The organism is Streptomyces sp. NPDC006309, from assembly GCF_040613095.1.
In the GTDB taxonomy this organism is placed as follows: domain Bacteria; phylum Actinomycetota; class Actinomycetes; order Streptomycetales; family Streptomycetaceae; genus Streptomyces.
Genome location: NZ_JBEXRO010000013.1, coordinates 1 through 26,063 on the forward strand (window position 1 = coordinate 1; position 26,063 = coordinate 26,063).

The window sequence follows — 26,063 nt, forward strand, 5'->3', positions numbered from 1 at the left end:
CGCTGGAGGATGCGGCGGCGTTGGTGGCGGCGCGGGGCCGGTTGATGCAATCCCTGCCGCAGGGCGGGGCGATGGTCGCGGTCGCGGCGAGCGAGGCGGAGATCGCGGAGCACCTGGGTGCGGGTGTGGATCTGGCGGCGGTGAACGCGCCCGGCTCGGTTGTCCTGTCGGGTGAGGAAGACGCCGTCATGGCCGTGTCGGAGAGGTTGCGGGAGCAGGGCCGCCGGGTGAAACGGCTGACCGTCTCGCACGCCTTCCACTCGGCGTTGATGGAGCCGATGCTGGCCGAGTTCGGTGAGGTGCTGTCGGGGCTGACCTGGAATGAGCCTGCCATCCCTGTCGTGTCGAACGTGACGGGAAAGCTGGCCGAGCCGGGCCAGTTGAGTGATCCCGCCTACTGGGTCGACCACGTCCGGCGTCCGGTCCGCTTCGCCGACGGCATCGCCGCGTCGGGCGGGTCGATCTTCCTGGAACTCGGTCCCGGGGGCGCCCTCGCCGGTGCGATCACCGAAGCGGCCGGAGAGGAGGCGGTGAGTGTTCCGGCCCTGCGTGACGACCGGGGCGAGGAGCTGACCCTCCTGCTGTCCGTCGCGGAGTTGTTCGTGCGCGGAACGAAGGTCGACTGGGCGGCGGTGCTCCCCGAGGGTGCCGGCGCAGCGCATGTGGACCTGCCGACGTACGCCTTCGACCACCGCCACTACTGGCTGCGCACGGCTCCCACCACGGACGCGGTCGGGCTCGGCCAGAGCACGGCGGACCACCCGCTGCTGGGCGCGGTGGTCCAGTTGCCGCAGTCGGACGGGCTGGTCCTCACCTCCCGGCTCTCCCTGCGCACCCACCCCTGGCTGGCCGACCACGCCGTCGGGGGAGTGGTCCTGGTGCCCGGTGCGGGGCTGGTGGAGCTGGCCGTGCGGGCCGGGGACGAGGTCGGCTGCGGTGCGGTGGAGCAACTCGTCATCGAGGCGCCGTTGGTCGTTCCCGAACAGGGCGGTGTGCGGGTACAGGTCACCGTCGAGGCGCCCGACGCGGAAGGCCGCCGCCCGCTGGCGATCCACTCCGCGAGGGAAGACACGGTCGGTGACTTCGGTGCCGACGCCTGGACCCGGCACGCCACCGGCGCCCTGAGTACGGCACCCGCTGCCGCCGAGACCTTCGACTTCACCACCTGGCCCCCGCCCGGCGCCCAGCCCGAAGATCTTTCGGGCGCTGAGGAGCGGCTGCTCCGGCACGGTTACGAGTACGGCCCGGCCCTCCAGGGGCTGCGGGCGGTCTGGCGGCGCGGTGACGAACTGTTCGCCGAGGTCGCCCTGCCGGACGGGCAGCGGGACGCGGCGGCCCGGTTCGGCATCCACCCGGCACTGCTGGAAGCCGCCTTGCACCCGGCATTGCTGGAGATCACGGCGACCGACGACGAGCAGCTGTGGCAGCCACTGGAATGGCACGGTCTGGCGCTGCACGCGGAGGGCGCCACGGCGCTGCGCGTGCGGCTCCTCCGGACCGCTCCCGGTGTGCTGGCGGTCCAGGCCGCCGACGAGTCCGGCGGACCGGTCGTGACCGCCGGGACGGTCACACTGCGACCGCTCTCGGCTGAGCAGTTGACCACGACGCCCGGTTCGGACGCGTTGTTCCGGGTGGAGTGGAGTGAGCTGCCGTCCGTGCCGGGTGTGGGTGAGGTGCCGGTGGTGACGGTGGTGGATGCCCGTAGTCGTGGGGGCGGTGAGGCCCCGGTGGTGCTGGTGGGGCGGGTGTTGGAGGCGGTGCAGGGGTGGCTGGCGGATGAGGCGGCCGAGGATGGCCGGCTGGTCGTGGTCACCCGGGGGGCGGTGCCCGCGGGTGGTGACGCGGAGGTCACCGATCCGGGTGGCGCGGCCGTCTGGGGGCTGGTGCGTGCCGCCCAGGCCGAGAACCCCGACCGGATCATCCTGATCGACACCGACACCGACACCGACACCGACACCGGCACCGGCACCGGCGCTCATAGCGACGCCGAAGCCCTCGCCACCGGCGTGACCGCTGCCGGTCTCGCTCCCGCCCTCGCCACCGGCGAACCCCAACTCGCTCTGCGCGGAACGGCCGTGTACGTGCCCCGCCTCACCCGCGCACTCCCCGCCCCCACCACCGAGCCGGTGCTCGACCCGGAAGGCACGGTGCTGATCACCGGCGGCACCGGGCCCCTGGGCGCCGAGGTCGCCCGGCATCTGGTCGGGCGGCACGGCGTACGCCACCTCGTGCTGGCCGGACGGCGCGGCGCGGACGCCGAGGGAGCGACCGCGCTCGTCGCCGAACTCGAAGAGCTGGGTGCCGCCGTTTCGGTGGCCGCGTGTGATGTCACCGACCGGGACGCGGTCGCCGCGCTCCTGTCCGCCGTACCGGACGCGCATCCGCTGACCGCGGTCGTCCACGCGGCACGCGTTTTCGACGCCGGAGTGATCGGCGAGGTGGACCAGGACCGCATGGCCCGGGTCTTCGCGCCGAAGGTGACCGGCGTACGGCACCTGGACGAGCTGACCCGCGAACTCGCCCCGTCTCTCGCCGCCTTCGTCCTCATGGCGTCCGCCTCCTCGGTCTTCCTGGGGGCCGGTACCGGCGGCTACGCGGCGGCCAACGCCTACCTCGACGCGGTGGCCCATCAGCGCCGGGCGGCCGGTCTGCCGGCTGTCTCGCTGGCCTGGGGACCGTGGGAGCGGACGGGCGGCGAGGACACCGCCACCGGCGAGGCCGCCCGGAACCGGACCGGCCGTCGTGGAGGCGTCGTACCCCTCACGCCCCCGGAGGGCATGGAACTGCTCGACGCGGCGCTCAAGACCGGTGAGGCGCTGGTGCTGCCGGTGCGGCTGGACCTGCGGGCGGTGCGCGCCGATGCCGCACTGGGCGGCGGAGTCCCGCCCCTGTTGCGGGCGTTGGTGCGGACCGGCCGCAAGACCGCGCGGGCCGGTGCCGGTGACTCCGGCGGACTGGCGCGCCGACTGGCTCCGTTGGCCCCGGCCGAGCAGGAGGCCCTGCTGCTGGGGCTGGTGCAGGGCCAGGTGGCGACCGTCCTCGGGCACACCGGAGCGGACCAGGTGAGGGCCGAAACGGCGTTCAAGGAGGCCGGGTTCGACTCCCTCACCTCCGTCGAACTGCGCAACCGGCTGCGCGAGGCCACCGGCCTCAATCTGCCCGCGACCGCTGTCTTCGACTACCCGACCCCGCTCGCCCTCGCCCGCTACCTGCACGACCGGCTGGCCCCGGGCGCCGACGCCGTACCGGCCACGCACCCGCTGCTCGCCGAACTCAGCAGGCTGGAAGCGCTGCTGGCCGACGCGGCTTCCGACGACGCCACGCGCGCCCAGGTCGCCACCCGGCTCCAGGGCCTGCTGACCACCTGGTCCACGGCGAGCGGCACGGCGCAGGAAGCCGAGGAGGAGCTCGACTTCACCTCCGCGTCCGACGACGAACTCTTCGAACTCATCGACACGGAGTTCGGCCATTAGCCCGGCGGCCGGCCCCCCGGCACCGCCCGGACCCCACGTCCACGCCCGCCCCGCCGTCCACCTGACGCCGTAGCCCCACTAGGAGCTGACCCGCAATGGCGGATGAAAGCAAGCTTCGCGACTATCTCAAGCGTGTTCTCGCCGACGCGCGCCGCTCCCAGCAACGCGTCCGTGAACTAGAGGCCGAGAAGGCGGAGCCGATCGCGATCGTGGGCATGGCATGCCGGCTGCCCGGCGGGGTGAGCGGACCCGAAGACCTGTGGCGGCTCGTCCGCGAACGCGGCGACGGCGTCTCGGGTTTCCCCACCGACCGCGGCTGGGACCTGGAAGAGCTGTTCGACTCCGACCCCGACAAGACGGGCAAGTCCTACGTCAGCCAGGGCGGGTTCCTGCACGAGGCGGCTCTCTTCGACGCGGGCCTCTTCGGGATCTCCCCGCGGGAGGCGGTGGCGATGGACCCGCAGCAGCGGTTGCTGCTGGAGATGTCGTGGGAGGCGCTGGAACGGGCGGGACTGAACGCGTCCGCACTCAAGGGCTCCGACGTCGGTGTCTTCGTGGGGGTCATCAACGAGGGGTACGCGACCGGCGGCCCCGTCCCACCGGAGCTGGAGGGTTTCACCGGCACCGGCACCACCGGGAGCGTGGCCTCGGGCCGCATCTCGTACGTCCTCGGGCTCGAGGGCCCCGCGGTGACCGTGGACACCGCCTGCTCCTCGTCCCTGGTCGCCATGCACCTGGCCGCCCAGGCGCTGCGGCGCGGGGAGTGCACCATGGCCCTGGCCGGGGGCGCGACCGTCATGGCCGGCCCCGGCATGTTCATGCAGTTCTCCCGGCAGCGGGCGCTGGCCGCCGATGGCCGCTGCAAGTCGTACGCGGACGCGGCCGACGGCACGGGCTGGGCCGAGGGCGCCGGTGTCGTCGTCCTGGAGCGCCTGTCCGACGCCCGTCGCAACGGCCACCGGGTCCTGGCCGTCGTCCGCGCGTCCGCCGTGAACCAGGACGGCGCGTCCAACGGGCTGACCGCCCCGAACGGCCCCTCGCAGCAGCGCGTCATCCGCAAGGCGCTGGCCGAGGCCGGCCTGACCTCCGCCGACGTCGACGTGATCGAGGGCCACGGCACGGGCACCGTCCTCGGCGACCCGATCGAGGCGCAGGCCCTGCTCGCGACGTACGGCCAGGACCGTGAGCAACCGCTCTGGCTGGGTTCGTTGAAGTCGAACATCGGGCACACGCAGGCCGCCGCCGGCGTCGCCGGCGTCATCAAGATGGTGCAGGCGATGCGGTACGGCGTCCTGCCGCCCACGCTGCACGTCGACACACCCTCCTCGCAGGTCGACTGGTCCGCCGGGGCCATCGAGCTGCTGACCGAGGAACGCGACTGGCCCCGGACCGGCCGCCCCCGCCGGGCCGGCGTCTCCTCCTTCGGCGTCAGCGGCACCAACGCCCACCTGATCCTGGAGGAAGCCCCCGAGGAACCGGCCGGAGACCCGACCGTGCCGGCCGACCGGGCGGCTCCGTCCGCGGTCCCGTCCGTGGTGCCGCTGGTGGTGTCCGCGGCCACCGCGGGGTCGGTGGCGGGCCAGGCCGGGCGCCTGGCGGCACTCGTCGCCCGCACGGACACACCCCTCGCCGACATCGCGGGTGCGCTCGTCTCCCGGCGGGCCCTGCTGTCCGAACGTGCCGTGGTCGTCGCGGGTTCCCATGACGAGGCGACGACCGGGCTGGGCGCGCTGGCGAGCGGGGAGAGCAGCCCCACGGTGGTGACCGGTGCGGTGACTGCGCCCGGGCGGACGGTACTGGTCTTCCCCGGTCAGGGTTCGCAGTGGTTGGGCATGGGGCGGGAGTTGCTGGAGTCGTCGCCGGTGTTCGCGGAGCGGGTGGGGGAGTGTGCCCGGGCTCTCGCACCGTGGGTGGACTGGGACTTGATGTCCGTGCTGCGGGGTGAGGTTGATCTTCTGGCGCGGGTGGATGTGGTGCAGCCGGCGAGTTTCGCGGTGATGGTGGGGCTGGCGGCTGTGTGGGCGTCGGTGGGGGTTGTGCCGGATGCGGTGGTGGGGCATTCGCAGGGTGAGATCGCGGCTGCGTGTGTGGCGGGTGCGTTGTCGCTGGAGGATGCGGCGCGGATTGTCGCCGTACGCAGTCAGGTGATCGCGGGGGAGTTGGCGGGGCGGGGTGGTATGGCCTCCGTGGCACTGTCCGAGGCGGAGATCGCCACCCGGATCGCTGCGTGGGAGGGCCGGGTCGAGGTCGCCGCCGTGAACGGTCCGTCGTCGGTGGTGATCGCCGGTGACGCCGAAGCCCTGGACGAGGCGTTGGCCGCGCTCGCGGCGGACGGTGTCCGCGTCCGCCGGGTGGCGGTGGATTACGCCTCGCACACCCGTCATGTCGAGGCGATCGAAGGGGCTTTGGGCAAGGCGTTCGCGGACATTCGCAGTCTTGCGCCGGTGGTGCCGTTCTTCTCCACGGTGACCGGTACCTGGGTGGACGACGAAGGTGTCCTGGACGGCGGTTACTGGTACCGCAATCTGCGTGGCCAGGTCCGTTTCGGCCCGGCGATCGCCTCCCTCCTGGCCGAGGGGCACACGGTGTTCGTCGAATCCAGTGCCCATCCCGTTCTTGTGCAGCCGGTCAACGAGATCGTGGACGAGGCGCAGTGCGAGGCGGTCGTCACGGGTTCGTTGCGTCGTGAAGAGGGCGATCTGCGGCGGCTGTTGACGTCGATGGCGGAACTCTTCGTCAAGGGCGTGGCGGTCGACTGGACCGGTGTGCTGCCCGAGGGGGCCGGGGCCGCCGACGTGGAGCTGCCCACGTACGCCTTCGACCACCGCCACTACTGGCTCCGGCTCAACGGAGCGACGGACGCCACCGCCCTCGGACAGGCCCCCACGGACCACCCCCTGCTCGGCGCGATCGTGGAAGTGCCCGAGACGGGCGGGGTGCTGTGCACCTCCCGGTTGTCGCTGCGCACGCATCCCTGGCTGGCGGACCACACCGTCGGCGGAGTGACTCTGGTCCCCGCGGCGGCGCTCGTGGAGCTGGCCGTACGGGCCGGTGACGAGGTCGGGTGCGGGACCGTGGACGAACTCGCCGTCGTCGCGCCGCTGGTGCTGCCGGAGCAGGGCGGGGTGCGCGTCCAGGTCGCCGTCGGCGGTGCGGACGAGAGCGGCAGCCGTGCGGTCACCGTGTACTCGACCCGGGAGGACGCGGGCGAGGTCGGCGGGGCGGAGGCCTGGGTCCGGCACGCCACGGGTGTGCTGACGGCGACGCCCAAGCCCGGCGAGAGCCCGCAGGGCGATTTCGGCGTCTGGCCGCCGCCCGGTGCCCAGCGCGTCGACGTGGAGGCGCTGTACGGCGGTCTGGTCCGGCGCGGGTACGAGCACGGGCCCCTCTTCCAGGCCGTACGGGCACTCTGGCGGCACGGTGAGGAGATCCTCGCCGAGGTCGCCGTGCCGGAGGACGGGCGTGAGGAGGCCGGCCGGTTCGGGCTCCACCCGGCGCTGCTGGATGCCGCGCTGCATCCGGCGTTGCTGGACGCGGCCGTGGCCGATGGCGGCGCGCGGGTGTGGCAGTACCTGATCTGGCGCGGGCTCGCGTTGCACGCCGTCGGGGCCACGGCGCTGCGGGTGCGGATCACGCGGCACGGCCCGGACGCCCTGGCGCTGGAAGCGGTCGATCAGGCCGGTGGGCTGGTGCTGCGGGCGGAGTCGGCGGAGCTTCGGCCGCTGTCCGCCGAGCAGTTGGAGGCCGCCGTGGGCACGGTGAGCGACGACTCGCTGTTCCGCGTCGACTGGACCGAGAGGGCCACGGCCGACGAGGTGTCCGACGAGCCGCCGTCGTGGGCCGGGGTGTGGTCCGCCGACGACGTCACCGCCCTGGCGGACAGCGCGAGCACGGCGGAGGAGCTTCCGGCGCTGATCGTGCTGGACGCCATGGTGGACCAGGGCCAGGCCGAGGGCGATGACGCGAGCGAGGGCCGGAGTTACCCGGCGCTGGCCCTGACGAACCGGGTGCTGGCGGCCGTGCAGGCCTGGCTGGCCGCGCCCGCCCTGGAGCCGACCCGGCTCGTCGTGGCCACGCGGGGCGCCGTCCCGGCCGGGGCCGACGGTGCGGTGAGCGACCCGGCGGGCGGCGCGGTCTGGGGTCTCGTCCGGGCCGCGCAGTCCGAGAACCCCGACCGGATCGTGCTGCTCGACCTCGACCCGGGGCCCCGGCCCGGTGCCGCCCCGGGCCTGGCCGCCGACGCCACCCTCGACCGTGTCCTGCACCGGCTGCTGTCCGACACGGAGCCCGAAGTGGCCGTGCGTGGCGAGACGTTGTACATTCCGCGGCTCACCCGGGCGACCGCGGCGCGGCTCGACCGGTCCGCAGCCGTGGCCACAGGGCCCGTGCGGCTGGACCCCGAGGGTACGGTCCTGATCACCGGCGGTACGGGCTCGCTCGGCGGACTGCTGGCCCGGCACCTGGTCGCCCGGCACGGCGTACGCCATCTGGTGCTGGCCAGCAGGCGCGGCCAGGCCGCCGAGGGGGCCGCCGAGTTGGTGGCCGAGCTGACCGGACTGGGCGCCGCCGAGGTCACGGTCGCGTCCTGCGACGTCACCGACCGCGCCGCGGTCGCCGCACTGCTCGCCGAGACGCGCCGGGCCGGCCGCCCGCTGACCGGGATCGTGCACACCGCGGGCATCGCCGACGCCGGTGTGATCGGCACCATCCGCCCCGAGCAGGTGGCGCAGGTGTTCGCGCCGAAGGTGACGGCGGTACGGCACCTGGACGAGTTGACCCGTGAACTCGTGCCGGAACTGGCCGCGTTCGTCGTCTTCTCCTCCGTCTCCTCCGTCTTCCTCGGCGCGGGCACCGGCAGCTACGCGGCGGCCAACGCCTTCCTGGACGCCGTGGCCCACCAGCGCCGGGCCGCCGGCCTGCCCGCCACCTCGCTCGCCTGGGGCCTGTGGGATCAGGCCACCGGCGGTATGGCGGCCGGCATGGACGACCTCACCCGCAGCCGGATGAACCGGCGGGGCGGTGTCCTGCCCATGACGCCCGAGGAGGGCATGGACCTCTTCGACGCCGCCCTGGGCACCGGTGAGGCCCTGCTCGTCCCGGCCAAACTGGATCTGCGGCAACTGCGCGCCGACGCCGCCGCCGGCCGCGCCGTCCCCACACTCCTGCGCGGCCTGGTGCGCACCGGACGGCAGACCGTGCGGGCCGCGGCCGGGGACAACGGCGGCGGCCTGGCGGACCGGCTGGCCGGGCTGGGCACGGCGGAGCAGGAGGCATTGCTGCTGGACCTGGTCCGCACGCACGCGGCGACCGTGCTCGGGCACGCCGGTCCGGAGGGCGTCAAGCCGGACACGGCGTTCCGAGACTCCGGGTTCGACTCGCTCACCTCGGTCGAGCTGCGCAACCGGCTGCGTGAGGCCACCGGCCTCAAACTGGCCGCCACCGTCGTCTTCGATCACCCGAACCCGCTCTCCCTCGCCCGCCACCTGCACGGCGAACTGGGGGAGACGGCGGTGGTGCCGCCCAGCGCGACGCTCAGCGCGCCCGCCGATCCTGACGAGCCGATCGCGATCGTCGGCATGGCGTGCCGGCTGCCCGGCGGTGCGGACGACCCCGACGCGCTCTGGCAGCTGGTGTCCGAGGGCCGGGACGCGATGTCCGGCTTCCCCGAGGACCGCGGCTGGGACCTGGGCGGCTTCTTCAGCGACGACCCGGACCGGACCGGCACGTCCTACGTGAGCCAGGGCGGATTCCTCTACGACGCCGCCCTGTTCGACGCCGCCTTCTTCGGTATCTCGCCGCGTGAGGCGCTGGCGATGGACCCGCAGCAGCGGCTGCTCCTGGAGACCTCCTGGGAGGCCCTGGAGCGAGCCGGTCTCGACCCGACCTCCCTCAAGGGCACCGACGTGGGCGTGTTCTCCGGCCTGATGGGCCAGGGCTACGGCACGTCGGGGCCCGTACCGCCCGAGCTGGAGGGCTTCACCGGTACCGGAGGCATGGGCAGTGTGGCCTCCGGCCGCGTCGCCTACGTGTTCGGCTTCGAGGGCCCCGCGGTGACCGTGGACACCGCCTGTTCCTCGTCCCTGGTCGCCATCCACCTCGCGGCCCAGGCCCTGCGCAACGGCGAATGCTCGATGGCCCTCGCCGGCGGCGCCACCGTCATGGCGACCCCGGGTACGTTCGTCGAGTTCTCGCGGCAGCGGGGCCTGGCCTCCGACGGCCGCTGCAAGTCGTACGCGGACGCGGCCGACGGTACGGGGTGGGCCGAGGGCGCGGGTGTCGTCGTACTGGAGCGGCTGTCGGAGGCGCGGCGCAAGGGCCACCGGGTCCTGGCGGTCGTGCGCGGCAGCGCGGTGAACCAGGACGGCGCGTCGAACGGGCTGACCGCTCCCAACGGGCCGTCGCAGCAACGGGTGATCCGCAAGGCGCTCGCGAACGCGGGGCTGACCCCGGCGGACGTGGACGCGGTCGAGGGCCACGGCACCGGTACGGTCCTCGGCGACCCGATCGAGGCACAGGCCCTCCTCGCCACCTACGGCCGTGAGCGTGACCAGCCTTTGCTGCTCGGCTCGTTGAAGTCCAACATCGGGCACACCCAGATGGCCGCGGGCGTGGCCGGCGTCATCAAGATGGTGCAGGCCATGCAGCACGGTGTGCTCCCCGCCACGCTGCACGTCGACACCCCGACCTCCCAGGTCGACTGGGCGGACGGCGCGGTCGAACTGCTGACGGAGGCCCGCGCGTGGCCGGAGGTGAACCGGCCCCGCCGGGCGGGTGTGTCCGGGTTCGGCGTGAGCGGCACGAACGCGCACGTGATCCTGGAGCAGGCACCGGAGGAGGACGTCACGGAGCCGGTGGTGCCCCCGGCCGAGGGCGCGATACCGGTGGTCGTCTCCGCACGCAGCGCCGGTGCACTCGCCGGACAGGCGGACCGGCTGGCGGAGTACGTCCGCCGGACCGGCGCACCGCTGACCGCCGTCGCGGGAGCCTTGATATCCCGGCGGGCGATGCTGTCCGAGCGGGCCGTGGTGGTCGCCGCGTCGCCGGAAGAAGCGGTGGCCGGACTGGAGACGCTTGCCGTCGGCGGGTCATCACCGCTCGTGGTGACGGGCACGGCCACCGGCGGCAGGACCGTGCTGGTGTTCCCCGGCCAGGGGTCCCAGCGGGTCGGTATGGGCGCGGAGTTGTATGAGCGGTTTCCGGTGTTCGCGCGGGCGTTGGATGAGGCGTGTGCGGCTTTGGATGCGCGGCTTGCGGGTGCTGTGGAGCAGTCGGTGCGGGATGTGGTTTTCGGTGCGGGTGACGATGGTCTGCTGGATCGGACGGTGTTCACTCAGGCGGGTTTGTTCGCGGTGGAGTCGGCGTTGTTCCGGCTGGTGGAGTCGTGGGGTGTGCGGCCGGATGTGGTGGCCGGGCATTCGATCGGCGAGGTAGTGGCCGCGCATGTCGCGGGGGTGTTGTCGTTGGAGGATGCGGCGGCGTTGGTGGCGGCGCGGGGCCGGTTGATGCAATCCCTGCCGCAGGGTGGGGCGATGGTCGCGGTGGCGGCGAGCGAGTCGGAGATCGCCGAGCACTTGGGTGCGGGTGTGGATCTGGCGGCGGTGAACGCGCCCGGCTCGGTTGTCCTGTCGGGTGAGGAAGACGCCGTCATGGCCGTGTCGGAGAGGTTGCGGGAGCAGGGCCGCCGGGTGAAACGGCTGACCGTCTCGCACGCTTTCCACTCGGCGTTGATGGAGCCGATGCTGGCCGAGTTCGGCGAGGTGCTGTCCGGGCTGACCTGGAACGAGCCGGCCATCCCTGTCGTGTCGAACGTGACGGGAAAGCTGGCCGAGCCGGGCCAGTTGAGTGATCCCGCCTACTGGGTCGACCACGTCCGGCGTCCGGTCCGTTTCGCCGACGGCATCGCCGCGTCGGGCGGGTCGATCTTCCTGGAACTCGGCCCCGGGGGCTCCCTCACCGGTGCGATCACCGAAGCGGCCGGAGAGGAGGCGGTGAGTGTTCCGGCCCTGCGCGACGACCGCGACGAGGAGCAGACCCTGCTCGTGGCCGTGGCCCACCTCTTCGTACGGGGTGCCGGGGTGAACTGGGCGGCCACTCTCCCGAAGGGGGCCACCGAGGCGCACGTGGACCTGCCGACGTACGCCTTCGACCACCGCCACTTCTGGCTTCCGGCGGCTCCCGTCACCGACGCCGCCGCCCTGGGCCAGAGCACGGCGGACCATCCCATGCTGGGCGCGGTGGTGGAGGTGCCGGAGACCGGCGGGGTGCTGTTCACCTCCCGGCTCTCCCTGCGCACCCATCCCTGGCTGGCCGACCACGCCGTGGGAGGTGTGGTCCTGGTGCCCGGCACCGGGCTGGTGGAGCTGGCCGTGCGGGCGGGTGACGAGGTCGGCTGCGGGGTGCTGGAGGAGCTGGTCATCGAGGCCCCGCTGGTCGTTCCCGAGCAGGGTGGTGTCCGGGTCCAGGTCGCCGTCGGCGGACCGGACGACAGCGGACTGCGGACCGTCGCCGTGTACTCGGCGCGCGAGGACACGGCCGGCGAGGTCGGCTCCGACGCCTGGACCCGGCACGCCACCGGCACCCTCACCACCACGCTCGTCGCCACCGGCACCGGCACGTTCGACTTCACCGCCTGGCCGCCGCCCGGCGCCGAACGGGTCGAGGTGGACGCCGACGCCTTCTACTCCGGTCTCATCGAGCAGGGCTACACGTACGGTCCGGCGTTCCAGGGACTGCGGGCGGTGTGGCGGCGCGGCGACGAGGTGTATGCCGAGGTCGCCCTCCCGGAGGGGCACCGGGAGGAAGCCGCGCGGTTCGGCATCCACCCGGCTCTGCTGGACGCCGCCCTGCACGCCAACGGTTTCGTCGCCCCGGCCGACGCGCCCCCTGCGGGCGACGGGCCGCGCACGGTGCTGCCGTTCGCCTGGAACCGGCTGGCGTTGCACGCCTCCGGTGCCTCGGCGCTGCGCGTGCGCGTGGCACCGTCCGGACCCGACGCGGTATCGGTGCAGGCTGCCGACGAGACCGGTGACCCGGTGCTGACGACGGAATCGCTGGTGTTCCGCGCGGTGAGCACGGAACAGCTGGCGGCGGCGGCCGGTGCGCCCGGTGCCGACGCGCTGTTCCGAGTGGAGTGGACCGACCTGTCCGTGCCCGCTCGTGCGGCCGCACCGCTACCGTCCTGGGCGCGGGCGGCCACCGCAGCGGACCTCGCCGAACCGGCCTGGGCGGACGCCGTACCGGAAATACTGGTCGTGCCGGCCGATGGACCCGACGACGCCCTGGACCGCACCTCCCGGGTGCTGGACGTCCTGCGGGCCTGGCTGGCCGACGAGCGGCTGGCGGAGTCGCGGCTCGCCGTCGTCACCCGGGGCGCGGTACCCGCCGATGGTGACGAGACGGTGACCGACCCGGCGGGGGCGGCCGTGTGGGGCCTCGTCCGTGCCGCCCAGGCGGAGAACCCCGACCGGATCGTCCTCATCGACACCGACGACACCCACGACAGCGCCCCTGCCGACACCGACGAGACCCACGACAGAACCCCTGCCGACTCCGACGACATCCACGAAAGCGCCCCCGCCGACGACCCCCGGGGACCGCGGACCGCGGACGAGTCCGTCGCCGTGCTCCTCGCCACCGCTCTGGCGGCCGGGGAACCACAGCTCGCGGTGCGCGGTACGGCCGTCCGGGCACCGCGCCTGGTCCGGGCCGCGTCCGCGGGCACCGGCGCGGACGGCGCGCACTGGGACCCCGACGGTACCGTCCTCGTCACCGGCGGCACCGGCTCGCTGGGCGCCCTGCTGGCCCGGCACCTGGTCGAGCGGCGCGGCGTACGGCACCTGCTGCTGGCCGGCCGGCGCGGTCCGGACGCGGCCGGCGCCCGGGAGCTGGTGGACGATCTGACGGCGCTCGGCGCGACCACCGTACGCGTCGCCGCCTGCGACCTCGCCGACCGGGAGGCGGTGGCGGCGCTGCTGGAGGCCGTACCGCACGACCACCCGCTCACCGCCGTCCTGCACACCGCGGGCGTCCTGGACGACGGCGTCATCGGCGCCCTCGACCGGGAACGCCTGGCCCACGTCTTCGCACCGAAGGTCGTGGCCGTACGGCACCTGGACGAGCTGACCCGGGAACACACTCCGCAGCTGGCGGAGTTCGCGGTGTTCTCCTCCGCCGCCGGACTGTTCGGTTCGGCCGGCCAGGGCAACTACGCCGCCGCCAACGCCTGGCTCGACGCCGCGATGGCCCGCCGCCGGGCGGCCGGCCTGCCGGCCCGCTCCCTGGCCTGGGGGCCCTGGGAGCAGACCACCGGAATGACCACCGGCACGGAAGCGGCGGCCCGCACCCGCGGCAACCGGCGCGGTGGCGTCCTGCCGCTCACCCCGCAGGAGGGCATGGCGCTCTTCGACGCGGCCCTGGCCGGCGACGACACGCTGCTCGTCCCGGTGAAGCTCGACCTCAGGGCCGTACGCGCCGAGGCGGCCACCGGCACCGGCGTACCGCCCCTGCTCCGCCAACTGGTGCGCGCGGGACGGCAGTCGGCGCGAGGGGCCGGAGGTGACGGCGGGGACGGTCTGCTGCGCCGCCTCGCCGGGCTGGACCGCGCCCGGCAGGAGGCCCTGCTGCTGGACGTCGTCCGCGGCCATGTGGCCGGCGTGCTCGGGCACGCCGGGGCGGACGGCGTCGGCGCCGAGACGGCGTTCAAGGACGCCGGGTTCGACTCCCTCACCTCCGTGGAGCTGCGCAACCGGCTGCGCGGCGCGACCGGCGTCAACCTCTCCGCCACCGTGGTCTTCGACTACCCCACACCGCTCGCGCTCGCCCGCCATCTGCACGGCGAGCTCGCCCCGGAGGGCGCCGGCCACCGGCCCGCGGCGGAGGCGGACGAGGAACGGCTGCGCCACGCCCTGCTCGCCCTCCCACTGGAACGCTTCCGGGAGGCCGGACTGCTGGACGCGCTCGTCGAACTGGCCGCCCACGAACCCGGCGCGCCCGCGCCCGGCGCACCGGACACCGCCCACGGGGCACTGGCCGATCTGGACGTCGACGACCTCGTACAACTCGCGCTCGGCGACGGCGAATCCCTCGAAGGCTGACGCGGCACACGACTGATTGGGGCAGGGAAAGTGAGTGCTTCCTACGAGAAGCTTGTCGAGGCGCTGCGGAAGTCGCTGGAAGAGGTCGGCACGCTGAAGAAGCGGAACCAGCAGCTTCTCAGCGCGTCGCGTGAGCCGGTCGCGATCGTCGGCATGGCCTGCCGGCTGCCCGGCGGCGTCGACACCCCCGAGGACCTCTGGGAGCTGGTCGCCGAGGGCCGCGACGGAGTGTCGGGCTTCCCCGACGACCGCGGCTGGGACCTGGACACCCTGCTGGACGCCGATCCCGAGAAGACCGGCACCTCCTACGTCGACCAGGGCGGCTTCCTGCGGGGCGCCGGCCGCTTCGATGCGGAGTTCTTCGGCATCTCCCCGCGCGAGGCACTCGCGATGGACCCGCAGCAGCGGCTGCTGCTGGAGACCTCCTGGGAGGCGCTGGAGCGGGCCGGTGTCGATCCGGCGACCCTCAAGGGCACTGACGTCGGCGTCTTCAACGGCATCATGGGCGTCGACTACTTCGCCGGCGGAAGCGTACCGCCCGAGCTGGAGGGCTTCACCGGCACCGGCGCCGCCTCCAGCGTGGCGTCCGGCCGCATCTCCTACGTCTTCGGCCTCGAAGGCCCCGCGGTCACACTCGACACCGCCTGCTCGTCCTCCCTGGTCGCCATCCACCTCGCCGTGCAGGCACTGCGCCGGGGAGAGTGCACGATGGCACTGGCGGGCGGCGCCACGGTCATGGCCACGCCCGGCCTGTTCATCGACTTCTCCCGGCAGCGGGGCCTCGCGGCCGACGGCCGCTGCAAGGCCTACTCATCGACCGCGGACGGCACCGGCTGGGCCGAGGGCGCGGGTGTCGTCGTACTGGAACGGCTGTCGGAGGCGCGGCGCAAGGGCCACCGGGTCCTCGCCGTCGTGCGCGGTACGGCCGTCAACCAGGACGGCGCGTCCAACGGGCTGACCGCCCCCAACGGGCCCTCCCAGCAGCGGGTGATCCGCAAGGCGCTGGCCGCGGCCGGGCTGACCCCGGCGGACGTGGACGCCGTGGAAGGCCACGGCACCGGCACGACCCTGGGCGACCCGATCGAGGCACAGGCCCTCCTCGCCACCTACGGCAAGGAACGCGAAGAGCCGCTGTGGCTCGGCTCGTTGAAGTCCAACGTCGGCCACACCCAGGCCGCCGCGGGTGTCGCCGGCGTCATCAAGATGATTCAGGCGATGCGCCACGGCGTGCTCCCGGCCACCCTGCACGTCGAGGAACCCTCCCCGCGCGTCGACTGGGAATCGGGCGCCGTACGGCTGCTGACGGAGGCCCGTGCGTGGCCGGAGGTGAACCGGCCGCGCCGGGCGGCTGTGTCCGGATTCGGCGTGAGCGGCACGAACGCGCACGTCATCCTGGAGCAGGCGGCGGAGGAGGATGTCACCGAGCCGGCGGCCCCGGCCGACGGTGTCGTGCCGGTGATCGTCTCCGCGCGCACCGCCGGGGCCCTGGCCGGCCAGGCGGGCCGGCTCGCCGAGTTCGTCGCCGGCACCGGCACCGCACTGCCGACCGTCGCCGGTGCGCTCGTCTCGCAGCGGACAGCACTGCCCGAACGAGCCGTGGTCCTCGCAGGCTCCCGAGGCGATGCCCTCACCGGACTGCGCGCCCTGGCCGGCGGGCAGCCGGCCCCCTCGGTGATCACGGGCTCGGCCACCGGGGGGAAGACGGTGTTCGTGTTCCCGGGTCAGGGGTCGCAGCGGGTCGGTATGGGCGCGGAGTTGTATGAGCGGTTTCCGGTGTTCGCGCGGGCGTTGGATGAGGCGTGTGCGGCTTTGGATGCGCGGCTTGCGGGTGCTGTGGAGCAGTCGGTGCGGGATGTGGTTTTCGGTGCGGGTGACGATGGTCTGCTGGATCGGACGGTGTTCACTCAGGCGGGACTGTTCGCGGTGGAGTCGGCGTTGTTCCGGCTGGTGGAGTCGTGGGGTGTGCGGCCGGATGTGGTGGCCGGGCATTCGATCGGCGAGGTAGTGGCCGCGCATGTCGCCGGGGTGTTGTCGCTGGAGGATGCGGCGGCGTTGGTGGCGGCGCGGGGCCGGTTGATGCAATCCCTGCCGCAGGGCGGGGCGATGATCGCGGTCGCGGCGAGCGAGTCGGAGATCGCCGAGCACCTGGGTGCGGGTGTGGATCTGGCGGCGGTGAACGCGCCCGGCTCGGTGGTGCTCTCCGGTGACGAGGAAGCCGTCACGGCCGTCGCCGAGAAGATCCGCGAACAGGGCCGCCGGGTCAAGCGGCTCACCGTCTCGCACGCCTTCCACTCGGCGTTGATGGAGCCGATGCTCGCCGAGTTCGGCGAGGTGCTGTCGGGGCTGACCTGGAACGAGCCTGCTGTCCCTGTCGTGTCGAACGTGACGGGAAAGCTGGCCGAGCCGGGCCAGTTGAGTGATCCCGCCTACTGGGTCGACCACGTCCGGCGTCCGGTCCGTTTCGCCGACGGCATCGCCGCGTCGGGCGGGTCGATCTTCCTGGAACTCGGTCCCGGGGGCGCGTTGAGCGGTGCGATCACCGAGTCTGCGGCCGTGGACGCCGTAAGTGTTCCGGCCCTGCGTGACGACCGGGGGGAGGAGCAGACCCTTCTGCTGTCCGTCGCGGAGTTGTTCGTGCGCGGGACGAAGGTGGACTGGGCGGCACTCCTGCCGGAGGGCGCGACCGCCACCCACGTGGACCTGCCGACGTACGCTTTCGACCACCAGCACTACTGGCTTCCCGCCCCCCGGCCGCTCCTGGACGCCACCGCCCTGGGCCAGGACGCGGCGGACCATCCGCTGCTGGGTGCGGTGCTCCAGTTGCCGCAGTCGGACGGGCTGGTCCTCACCTCCCGGCTGTCCCTGCGCACCCACCCCTGGCTCGCCGACCACGCCATCGGGGGAGTGGTCCTGGTGCCCGGCACCGGCCTGGTCGAGCTGGCCGTGCGCGCCGGTGACGAAGTCGGCTGCGGAGTGCTGGACGAGCTGGTCATCGAGGCACCCTTGGTCGTTCCCGAGCAGGGTGCCGTCCGGGTCCAGGTCGCCGTCGGCGGGCCGGACCGGACCGGGGCGCGCAGTGTCGAGGTGTACTCCACCCGTCAGGACGTCGGCGCGCGAAGTGGGCCGGACGCCTGGACCCGGCACGCCAGCGGCACCCTGAGCACCGCGACCGCCCCCACCGGGACCCACGACTTCACCGCCTGGCCCCCGCCCGGTGCCCGGCAGGTCGACATCTCCGACGGCTACGAGAAGCTGACGCGCGCCGGATACGCGTACGGCCCGGCGTTCCAGTGCGTGCGCAAGGTCTGGCGACGCGACACGGAGCTGTTCGCGGAGGTCGTCGTCCCCCCGGAACAGCGGGACAACGCCGCCGGGTTCGGCATCCACCCGGCGCTGCTCGACGCGGCCCTGCACGCCGGCATCCTGGACGCGGCCGCCGAGGTTGCCGACGGAGCCGTGGTGGAGGACGCCCCGGTGGTACGGCTGCCGTTCGCCTGGAACGGGCTGACGCTGCACGCCTCCGGTGCCGCGTCGATCCGGGTACGGCTCCTGCGGCCCGACCCGGACACGCTGTCCCTGGAAGCCGTCGACGACTCCGGCGATCCCGTGCTGACCCTGGACTCCCTGGTGTCACGGGCGGTCTCCGCGGAGCAGCTCGACGCGGCGGCCGGCGCTCCCGGTTCGGACGCGTTGTTCCGGGTGGAGTGGAGTGAGCTGCCGTCCGTGCCGGGTGTGGGTGAGGTGCCGGTGGTCACGGTGGTCGATGCCCGTAGTCGTGGGGGTGGTGAGGCCCCGGTGGTGCTGGTGGGGCGGGTGTTGGAGGCGGTGCAGGCCTGGCTGGCGGATGAGGCGGCCGAGGATAGCCGGCTGGTCGTGGTCACCCGGGGGGCGGTGCCCGCCGGTGGTGACGCGGAGGTCACCGATCCGGGTGGCGCGGCCGTCTGGGGGCTGGTGCGTGCCGCCCAGGCCGAGAACCCCGACCGGATCATCCTGATCGACACCGACACCGACACCGACACCGACACCGACACCGACACCGACACCGACGCTTATAGCGACACCGACACCGACACCGACACCCGCACCGGCGCTCATAGCGACGCCGAAGCCCTCGCCACCGGCGTGACCGCTGCCGGTCTCGCTCCCGCCCTCGCCACCGGCGAACCCCAACTCGCCCTGCGCGGAGCGGCCGTGTACGTGCCCCGCCTCACCCGCGCACTCCCCGCCCCCACCACCGAGCCGGTGCTCGACCCGGAGGGCACGGTGCTGATCACCGGCGGCACCGGGTCCCTGGCCGGTCTCCTGGCCCGGCATCTGGTGACCCGGCACGGTATCCGGCACCTCGTGCTGGTGAGCCGGAGCGGCGTGGAGGCGGCTGGGGCGCGGGAGTTGGTGGCGGAGCTGGAGGGGCTGGGCGCGGAGTCGGTGTCGGTGCCCGCCTGCGACGTCACCGACCGGGACGCGGTGGCGGCCCTGTTCACGGGGCTGACCGGGCCCCGGCTCACCGCCGTCGTCCACGCGGCCGGTGTCTTCGACGCCGGGGTCGTCGGTGAGATCCGGCCCGAGCGGCTGGCCCGGGTGTTCGCGCCGAAGGTGACCGCCGTGCGGCACCTGGACGAGCTGACCCGCGAACTCGTCCCCGATCTGGACGCGTTCCTCACCTACTCCTCCGTCTCCGGTGTCTTCCTCGGCGCCGGTACCGGCGGTTACGGCGCCGCCAACGCCTGCATGGACGCCCTCATGTCGGTCCGCCGGGCGGCCGGGTTCCCGGCGCGGTCGCTCGCCTGGGGCCTGTGGGAGCAGACCACCGGCATGGGAGCCGACCTCGACGAGCTGTCCCGCAGCCGCATGAGCCGCCGTGGTGGCGTGCTGCCCCTCTCCCCCGAGGAGGGCATGGAGCTGTTCGACGCGGCGCTGGGCAGCGATCAGACCCTGCTCGTGCCGGCCAGGCTGGACCTGCGGGGCCTGCGCGCCGGAGCGACGGCCGGAGCGACCGTGCCGCCGCTGCTGCGCGGGCTCGTCCGTGCGGGCCGGCGTGCCGCGCGCGGTGCCGGTCGGGAGGGGCGTGACGGACTGGCCGGGCGGCTGGCCGGGCTGGCCGCGGCCGAGCGGGAGGCGCTGCTGCTGGACCTGGTCCGTACCCATGTCGCGAATGTCCTCGGGCATGCCGGGCCGGACCGGGTGAGGGCCGAGACCGCCTTCAAGGACGCCGGGTTCGACTCCCTCACCTCCGTCGAACTGCGGAACCGGCTGCGCGAGGCCACCGGCCTGAGCCTGCCCGCGACCGCCGTCTTCGACTACCCGACCCCGCTCGCCCTCGCCCGGCACCTGCACGAGGAGTTCCAGGGCGTGACCCCGGCCGCGTCCGCGCCGGTGGCCGCGCCGCGTGATCCGGAGGAGCCGATCGCCGTCGTGGGCATGGCCTGCCGGCTGCCGGGCGGGGTCGGCAGCCCCGAGGACCTGTGGCGCCTGGTCAGCGAGGGCCGCGACGGTGTCACCGGGTTCCCGACGGACCGCGGCTGGGACCTGGACCGGGTGCTCGACGACGACCCCGAGCACGCCGGGACGTCGTACGTCGCGCAGGGCGGCTTCCTGCACGAGGCACCGCTGTTCGACCCGGTGTTCTTCGGTATCTCGCCGCGTGAGGCGGTGGCGATGGACCCGCAGCAGCGGCTGCTGCTGGAGACCTCGTGGGAGGCGCTGGAGCGGGCCGGTATCGACCCGACCTCCCTCAAGGGCACGGACGTCGGGGTGTTCAGCGGCATCATGGGCGTCGACTACTACTCCGGCGGTGACGTCCCGGAGGAGGTGGGCGGCTTCGCCCTGACCGGTGCCGGGGCGAGCGTGGCCTCGGGCCGGGTGTCGTACGTCTTCGGTTTCGAGGGCCCCGCGATGACCGTGGACACCGCCTGCTCGTCGTCCCTGGTCGCCCTGCACCTGGCCGCGCAGGCGCTGCGCACAGGTGAGTGCTCCCTGGCCCTGGCCGGCGGTTCGACCGTGATGGCCGGACCCGGGATGTTCATGGAGTTCTCGCGGCAGCGGGCGCTGGCCACGGACGGCCGCTGCAAGTCGTACGCGGACGCGGCCGACGGCACCGGGTGGGCCGAGGGCGCGGGTGTCGTCGTACTGGAGCGCCTGTCGGAGGCGCGGCGCAAGGGCCACCGGGTCCTGGCCGTCGTGCGCGGCAGTGCCGTGAACCAGGACGGCGCGTCGAACGGACTGACCGCTCCCAACGGGCCCTCCCAGCAGCGGGTGATCCGCAAGGCGCTCGCGAACGCCGGGCTCACCGCGGCGGACGTGGACCTGGTGGAGGGGCACGGCACCGGTACGGTCCTCGGCGACCCGATCGAGGCACAGGCCCTGCTCGCCACCTACGGCAAGGAGCGCGAAGAGCCCCTGTGGCTGGGTTCCTTGAAGTCGAACATCGGGCACGCCCAGGCCGCCGCCGGAGTCGCCGGTGTCATCAAGGCCGTACAGGCGCTGCGGCACCGAGTGATGCCCGCCACCCTGCACGTCGACACGCCGTCCTCCCAGGTCGACTGGTCGGCCGGCGCGGTGAACCTGCTCACCGAGGCCCGGGAATGGGCCGACCCGGGACGGCCGCGCCGGGCCGCGGTGTCCTCGTTCGGGCTCAGCGGCACCAACGCGCACGTGATCCTGGAGGAGGTCTCCGAGGAGCCGGAGCAGCCGCCCATGGCCGGGCCCGCTCCCGCCGGTGTGGTGCCGCTGGCGGTGTCCGCACGCGGTACCGGCGCGCTCGCCGGGCAGGCCGCACGGCTCGCCGCGTTCCTCGACGGCACCGACGCCGCACCGGCCGACGTCGCGGCGGCCCTGGTGACCCGGCGGGCCGTCCTCCCCGAGCGGGCCGTCGTCGTGGCCGGCACCCGGGAGGAGGCCGTGGCGGGGCTGGGCGCGCTGGCCCGCGGCGAGAGCAGTCCCGCGGTCGTGACCGGCGGCCCCGCCGCCACGGCCGGCACCGGCAAGGTCGTCCTCGTCTTCCCCGGCCAGGGCTTCCAGTGGGCCGGGATGGGCCGTGAACTGCTGGACAGCTCACCGGTGTTCGCCGAGCGGATCGCGGAGTGCGCCCGGGCCCTGCAACCCTGGGTGGACTGGGAACTGGAGGACGTGCTGCGCGGTGAGGCACCGGCCGAGCTGCTGGGACGCACCGACGTCGTCCAGCCGGCGAGCTTCGCCGTGATGATCGGCCTGGCGGCCGTCTGGGCGTCGGTGGGAGTCGTACCGGACGCGGTGACCGGTCACTCGCAGGGCGAGATCGCCGCGGCCTGCGTCGCCGGAGCGCTGTCACTTCAGGACGCGGCACGGGTCGTGGCGCTGCGCGCCCAGGTGATCACCGAGCGGCTGTCGGGGCTCGGCGGCATGGTCGCGGTCGCCCTGCCCGAGGCCGAGGCGACCGCCGCCGTGGCCCGCTGGGCGGGCCGCGTGCACGTCGCCGCGGTCAACTCCCCGTCCTCGGTGGTGGTGGCCGGAGACGTCGGCCTGCTGGACGAGGTCGTCGAGACGCTGACCGCCGAGGGCGTCCGGGCCCGGCGGATCGCGGCCGACTTCGCCTCGCACACCCCGCACGTGGAGGCGGTACGCGAACTGCTCACCAAGGCGTTCGCCGACGTCCGCAGCCAGGCCCCCGTCATCCCCTTCCATTCGACCGTCACCGGTGAGCGCGTCACCGAGGCCGGCGCGCTGGATGCCGACTACTGGTACCGCAACGTGCGCCGGCAGGTCCGCTTCGCCCCCGCCGTCACCGCCCTGCTGGAGTCCGGGCACTCCGTGTTCGTGGAGGTCAGCGCCCACCCGGTCCTCGTCCAAGCCATCAGCGAGACAGCCGACGGCGCCGACGTGCTCGTCACCGGCTCGCTGCGCCGCGACGACGGCGGCCCCCGGCGGCTGCTGGCCTCCATGGCCGAACTGTTCGTCAGGGGGGTGCCGTTGGACTGGACGGGCGTCCTGCCGGCCGCCAACCGGCCCGTCGACCTGCCCACGTACGCCTTCGACCACCAGCACTACTGGCTCCCCGCACCCGCCGCCGCGGGCGACGCCGCCTCGCTGGGACTGGCCGGCGCCGATCACCCGCTCATCGGCGCGGTGGTCGAGGTCCCGGACACCGGCGGCGTGCTGTGCACCTCCCGGCTGTCGCTGCGCACCCATCCGTGGCTGGCCGACCACGCCGTCGGCGACGTCGTCCTGCTGCCCGGCACCGGCCTGGTCGAACTCGCCGTCCGCGCCGGCGACGAGGCCGGCTGCTCCACCCTCGAGGAACTCGTCATCGAGGCCCCGCTGATCCTCCCGGCACAGGGCGGCGTACGCGTGCAGGTGAGCGTCGGCGGCCCGGGCGGAGACGGCACCCGTACGGTCACCGTCCACTCCACGCCCGACGGCGCGGCCGGCGCCGACGGCTGGACGCGGCACGCCACCGGTGTCCTCGCCCCGGCGGCCCCCACCCGCACCCCCGCCCATCCGGACCTGACCACCTGGCCGCCGGCCGGCGCCGAACGCGTCGAGGTGAGCGCGCAGGACTTCTACGCCGGACTGCGCGACCACGACTACCACTACGGGCCCGTCTTCCGCGGCCTGCGCGCGGTGTGGCGGCGCGGCGAGGAACTCTTCGCCGAGATCGCCCTGCCCGAGCAGGAGCACAAGGCCGCCACGGAGTACGGCATCCATCCCGCGCTCCTCGACGCCGCCCTGCACACCAAGGCGTTCCTCAGCAGCGGCGAGCACCGCACGATGCTGCCCTTCGCCTGGAACGCGCTCACCCTGCACGCCTCCGGGGCGACCTCCCTGCGGATCCGGGTCGCCCGGCCCGGCCCGGACGCGCTGTCCCTGGAGGCCGCCGACGACACCGGCAGCCCCGTCCTGAGCGCCGGCTCGCTGGTGTTCCGCCCGGTCGCCCCGGACCAGCTGCGCACCACCGGCGGCGACATGCTCTTCGGCGTCGACTGGGTCCCGCTGCCCCGGCCCGAGGACGCGGGGATTCCGTCCTGGCTCCGGCTGTCCACGGCGGAGGAGGTGGCGACCCTCGCCGGGGACGCCCCGGGCGGCGCCGAGCTGCCCCGCGCGGTCGTCGTGGAGGCCGTGACCGCCGGCCCGGACGACACCCCGCTCGCCGTGACGGACCGCGCGCTGGAGGTCGTCCAGACCTGGCTGGCCGGCGGCGGTCTGGAGGACACCCGGCTGGTCGTGCTCACCCGGGGCGCGGTGCCCGCGGGCGGCGACGCGGCGGTCACCGACCCGGGCGGCGCGGCCGTCTGGGGCCTGGTCCGCGCCGCGCAGGCCGAGAACCCCGACCAGATCGTGCTGCTCGACACGGACAGCGGTACGGGCACCGGCCCGGACGCGGAGGACGCGGACCGCCTCGGCTCCCTGCTCGGCGCGGTCCTCGCCACCGGCGAGCAGCAACTCGCGGTACGTGATGGCGCGTTGTACGTGCCCCGTCTGACCCGTGCGGTACCGGGGCCCGGCACCGAGCCGGTGCTCGACCCGGAAGGCACGGTGCTGATCACCGGCGGCACCGGGTCCCTGGCCGGTCTCCTGGCCCGGCATCTGGTGACCCGGCACGGTATCCGGCATCTCGTGCTGGTGAGCCGGAGCGGTGTGGAGGCGTCCGGGGCGCGGGAGTTGGTGGCGGAGCTGGAGGGGCTGGGCGCGGAGTCGGTGTCGGTGCCCGCCTGCGACGTCACCGACCGGGACGCGGTGGCGGCCCTGCTCACGGGGCTGACCGGGCCCCGGCTCACCGCCGTCGTCCACGCGGCCGGCCTGTACGACGCGGGCGTGGTCGGCGAGATCGAACCCGAGCGGCTGGCCCGGGTGTTCGCGCCGAAGGTGACCGCCGTGCGGCACCTGGACGAGCTGACCCGCGAACTCGCCCCCGATCTGGACGCGTTCCTCACCTACTCCTCCGTGTCCGCGGTGTTCCTCGGCGCCGGCACCGGCGCTTACGCGGCGGCCAACGCCGCCATGGACGGGCTCATGTCGGTCCGCCGGGCGGCCGGGTTCCCGGCGCGGTCGCTCGCCTGGGGCCTGTGGGAGCAGACCACCGGCATGGCCGCCCGCACCGACGAACTGACCCGCGGCCGCCTCAGCCGCCGCGGCGGCGTCCTCGCCCTCACCCCCGAGGAGGGCATGGAGCTGTTCGACGCGGCGCTGCGCGGCGACCGGACCCTGCTCGTGCCGGCCAGGCTGGACCTGCGGGGCCTGCGCGCCGACGCGGCCGCCGGCACGGCCGTACCGCCCCTGCTGCGCGGGCTCGTCCGCGCCGGCAGGCAGGCGGCCCGGGCCGCGGTCAGCGGGGACGAGCGACGCCGGCTGGCCGAACGCCTGGCCGGGCTGCCGGCGGGGGAGCGGGCAGAGGCCCTGCTGGAGCTGGTGCGCACCCAGGTGGCCGTCGTCCTCGGCTACGCCGCCACCCACCAGGTCGACGCCTCCCAGGGTCTGTTCGAGATCGGCTTCGACTCGCTCACCGCCCTCGAACTGCGCAACCGGCTCGGCGAACTGACCGGGACCAAGCTCGGCGCGGGCCTCGTCTTCGACCATCCGACCCCCGCGATGATCGTCGCCCATCTGGCCGAGCGCCTGTACGGCGAGGACACGCGCGGGCCCGTGGCCCTCTCCGTCTGAGGCGTCCACCCACCCCCCGACCGAAGGGAGCAGATCACCGCATGTTCGACGTGGATGCCTACCTCAGCCGCCTCGGCCGGCCCGGGCCGCGGCCGAGGCCGGACCTCGACACCCTGCGCACCCTGCACAAACGGCACCTGATGACACTGCCGTACAACGTCGCCGGACAGGGCTTCGCCGACGGCGTCCACCTCGTGGACGTGGACGAGGACGAGGTGTTCCGCACCGGCGTCCTGGAGGGCCTGGGCGGCACCTGCTTCCAGCTCAACCGGCTCTTCTTCCGGCTCCTGACCGAACTGGGCTACGAGGTCACCCTGCTGGCCGCGAGCACCGCCGAGGGCCGGGAGAACTTCGGCACCGAGATCGAGCACATGTTCATCCGGGCCGCCGTCGACGGCCAGGACTGGCTCGTCGACGTCGGCTACCCCGGACCGTCGTACCTCGAACCGCTGCGCGTCAGCGACGAGGTGCAGACCCAGTACGGCTGCCAGTACCGGCTCGTCGGCGCCGAGGACGGCGCCACCGCCGTGCAGCGACGCGGACGCGTGACCCGGTGGGGCACCGTCTACACGTTCCGGCCGCAGGCCCGCCGGTGGCACGACTGGAAGGAACTGGAGGACCGGGCCCGCGCCCACCACGCCACCGCCTCCCCGGACGACGGCCAGGGCATCCTGTGCGGCCGGACGTTCGACAACGGCCAGGCCGTGCTCAAGGGCCGCCGCTACCTCGTCGTGCGGGACGGACGCGAACGCGTCCGCACCGTCGTCGACGACACGGAACACCGCAGGCTCGTCGCCGCCCTGCTCACCGGCGACCTCGACTCCGGCGACCTCGCGTGACCCGGAGAGGGACCAACCGAACCAAC

At 74.0% G+C, this 26,063-nt stretch carries 4 protein-coding genes; all 4 read left to right on the forward strand.

Translation table 11 applies throughout. The annotated features are described in order from the left end of the window. A partial coding sequence (locus ABZ117_RS18475; protein ID WP_356821984.1) for an SDR family NAD(P)-dependent oxidoreductase occupies nucleotides 1-3,473 on the forward strand: 3,473 nt, incomplete at its 5' end. A 95-nt stretch (nucleotides 3,474-3,568) separates the two neighbouring features. After that, entirely contained in the window at nucleotides 3,569-14,566 is a 10,998-nt protein-coding gene (locus ABZ117_RS18480; RefSeq protein ID WP_356821986.1) for a type I polyketide synthase, read from the forward strand. 30 nt (nucleotides 14,567-14,596) lie between these two features. Then, a complete protein-coding gene (locus ABZ117_RS18485; RefSeq protein WP_356821988.1) occupies nucleotides 14,597-25,198 on the forward strand; it encodes a type I polyketide synthase in 10,602 nt (3,533 codons plus the stop codon). A gap of 41 nt (nucleotides 25,199-25,239) precedes the next feature. After that, entirely contained in the window at nucleotides 25,240-26,037 is a 798-nt protein-coding gene (locus ABZ117_RS18490) for an arylamine N-acetyltransferase (RefSeq protein ID WP_356821989.1), read from the forward strand. Nucleotides 26,038-26,063 lie beyond the last annotated feature (26 nt).

What these genes read in the sequence shown, in the direction of transcription:
- ABZ117_RS18490 (WP_356821989.1), top strand. Translation starts at nt 25,240, where the DNA reads ATGTTCGACGTGGATGCCTACCTCAGCCGCCTCGGCCGGCCCGGGCCG.
- ABZ117_RS18480 (WP_356821986.1), top strand. Translation starts at nt 3,569, where the DNA reads ATGGCGGATGAAAGCAAGCTTCGCGACTATCTCAAGCGTGTTCTCGCC.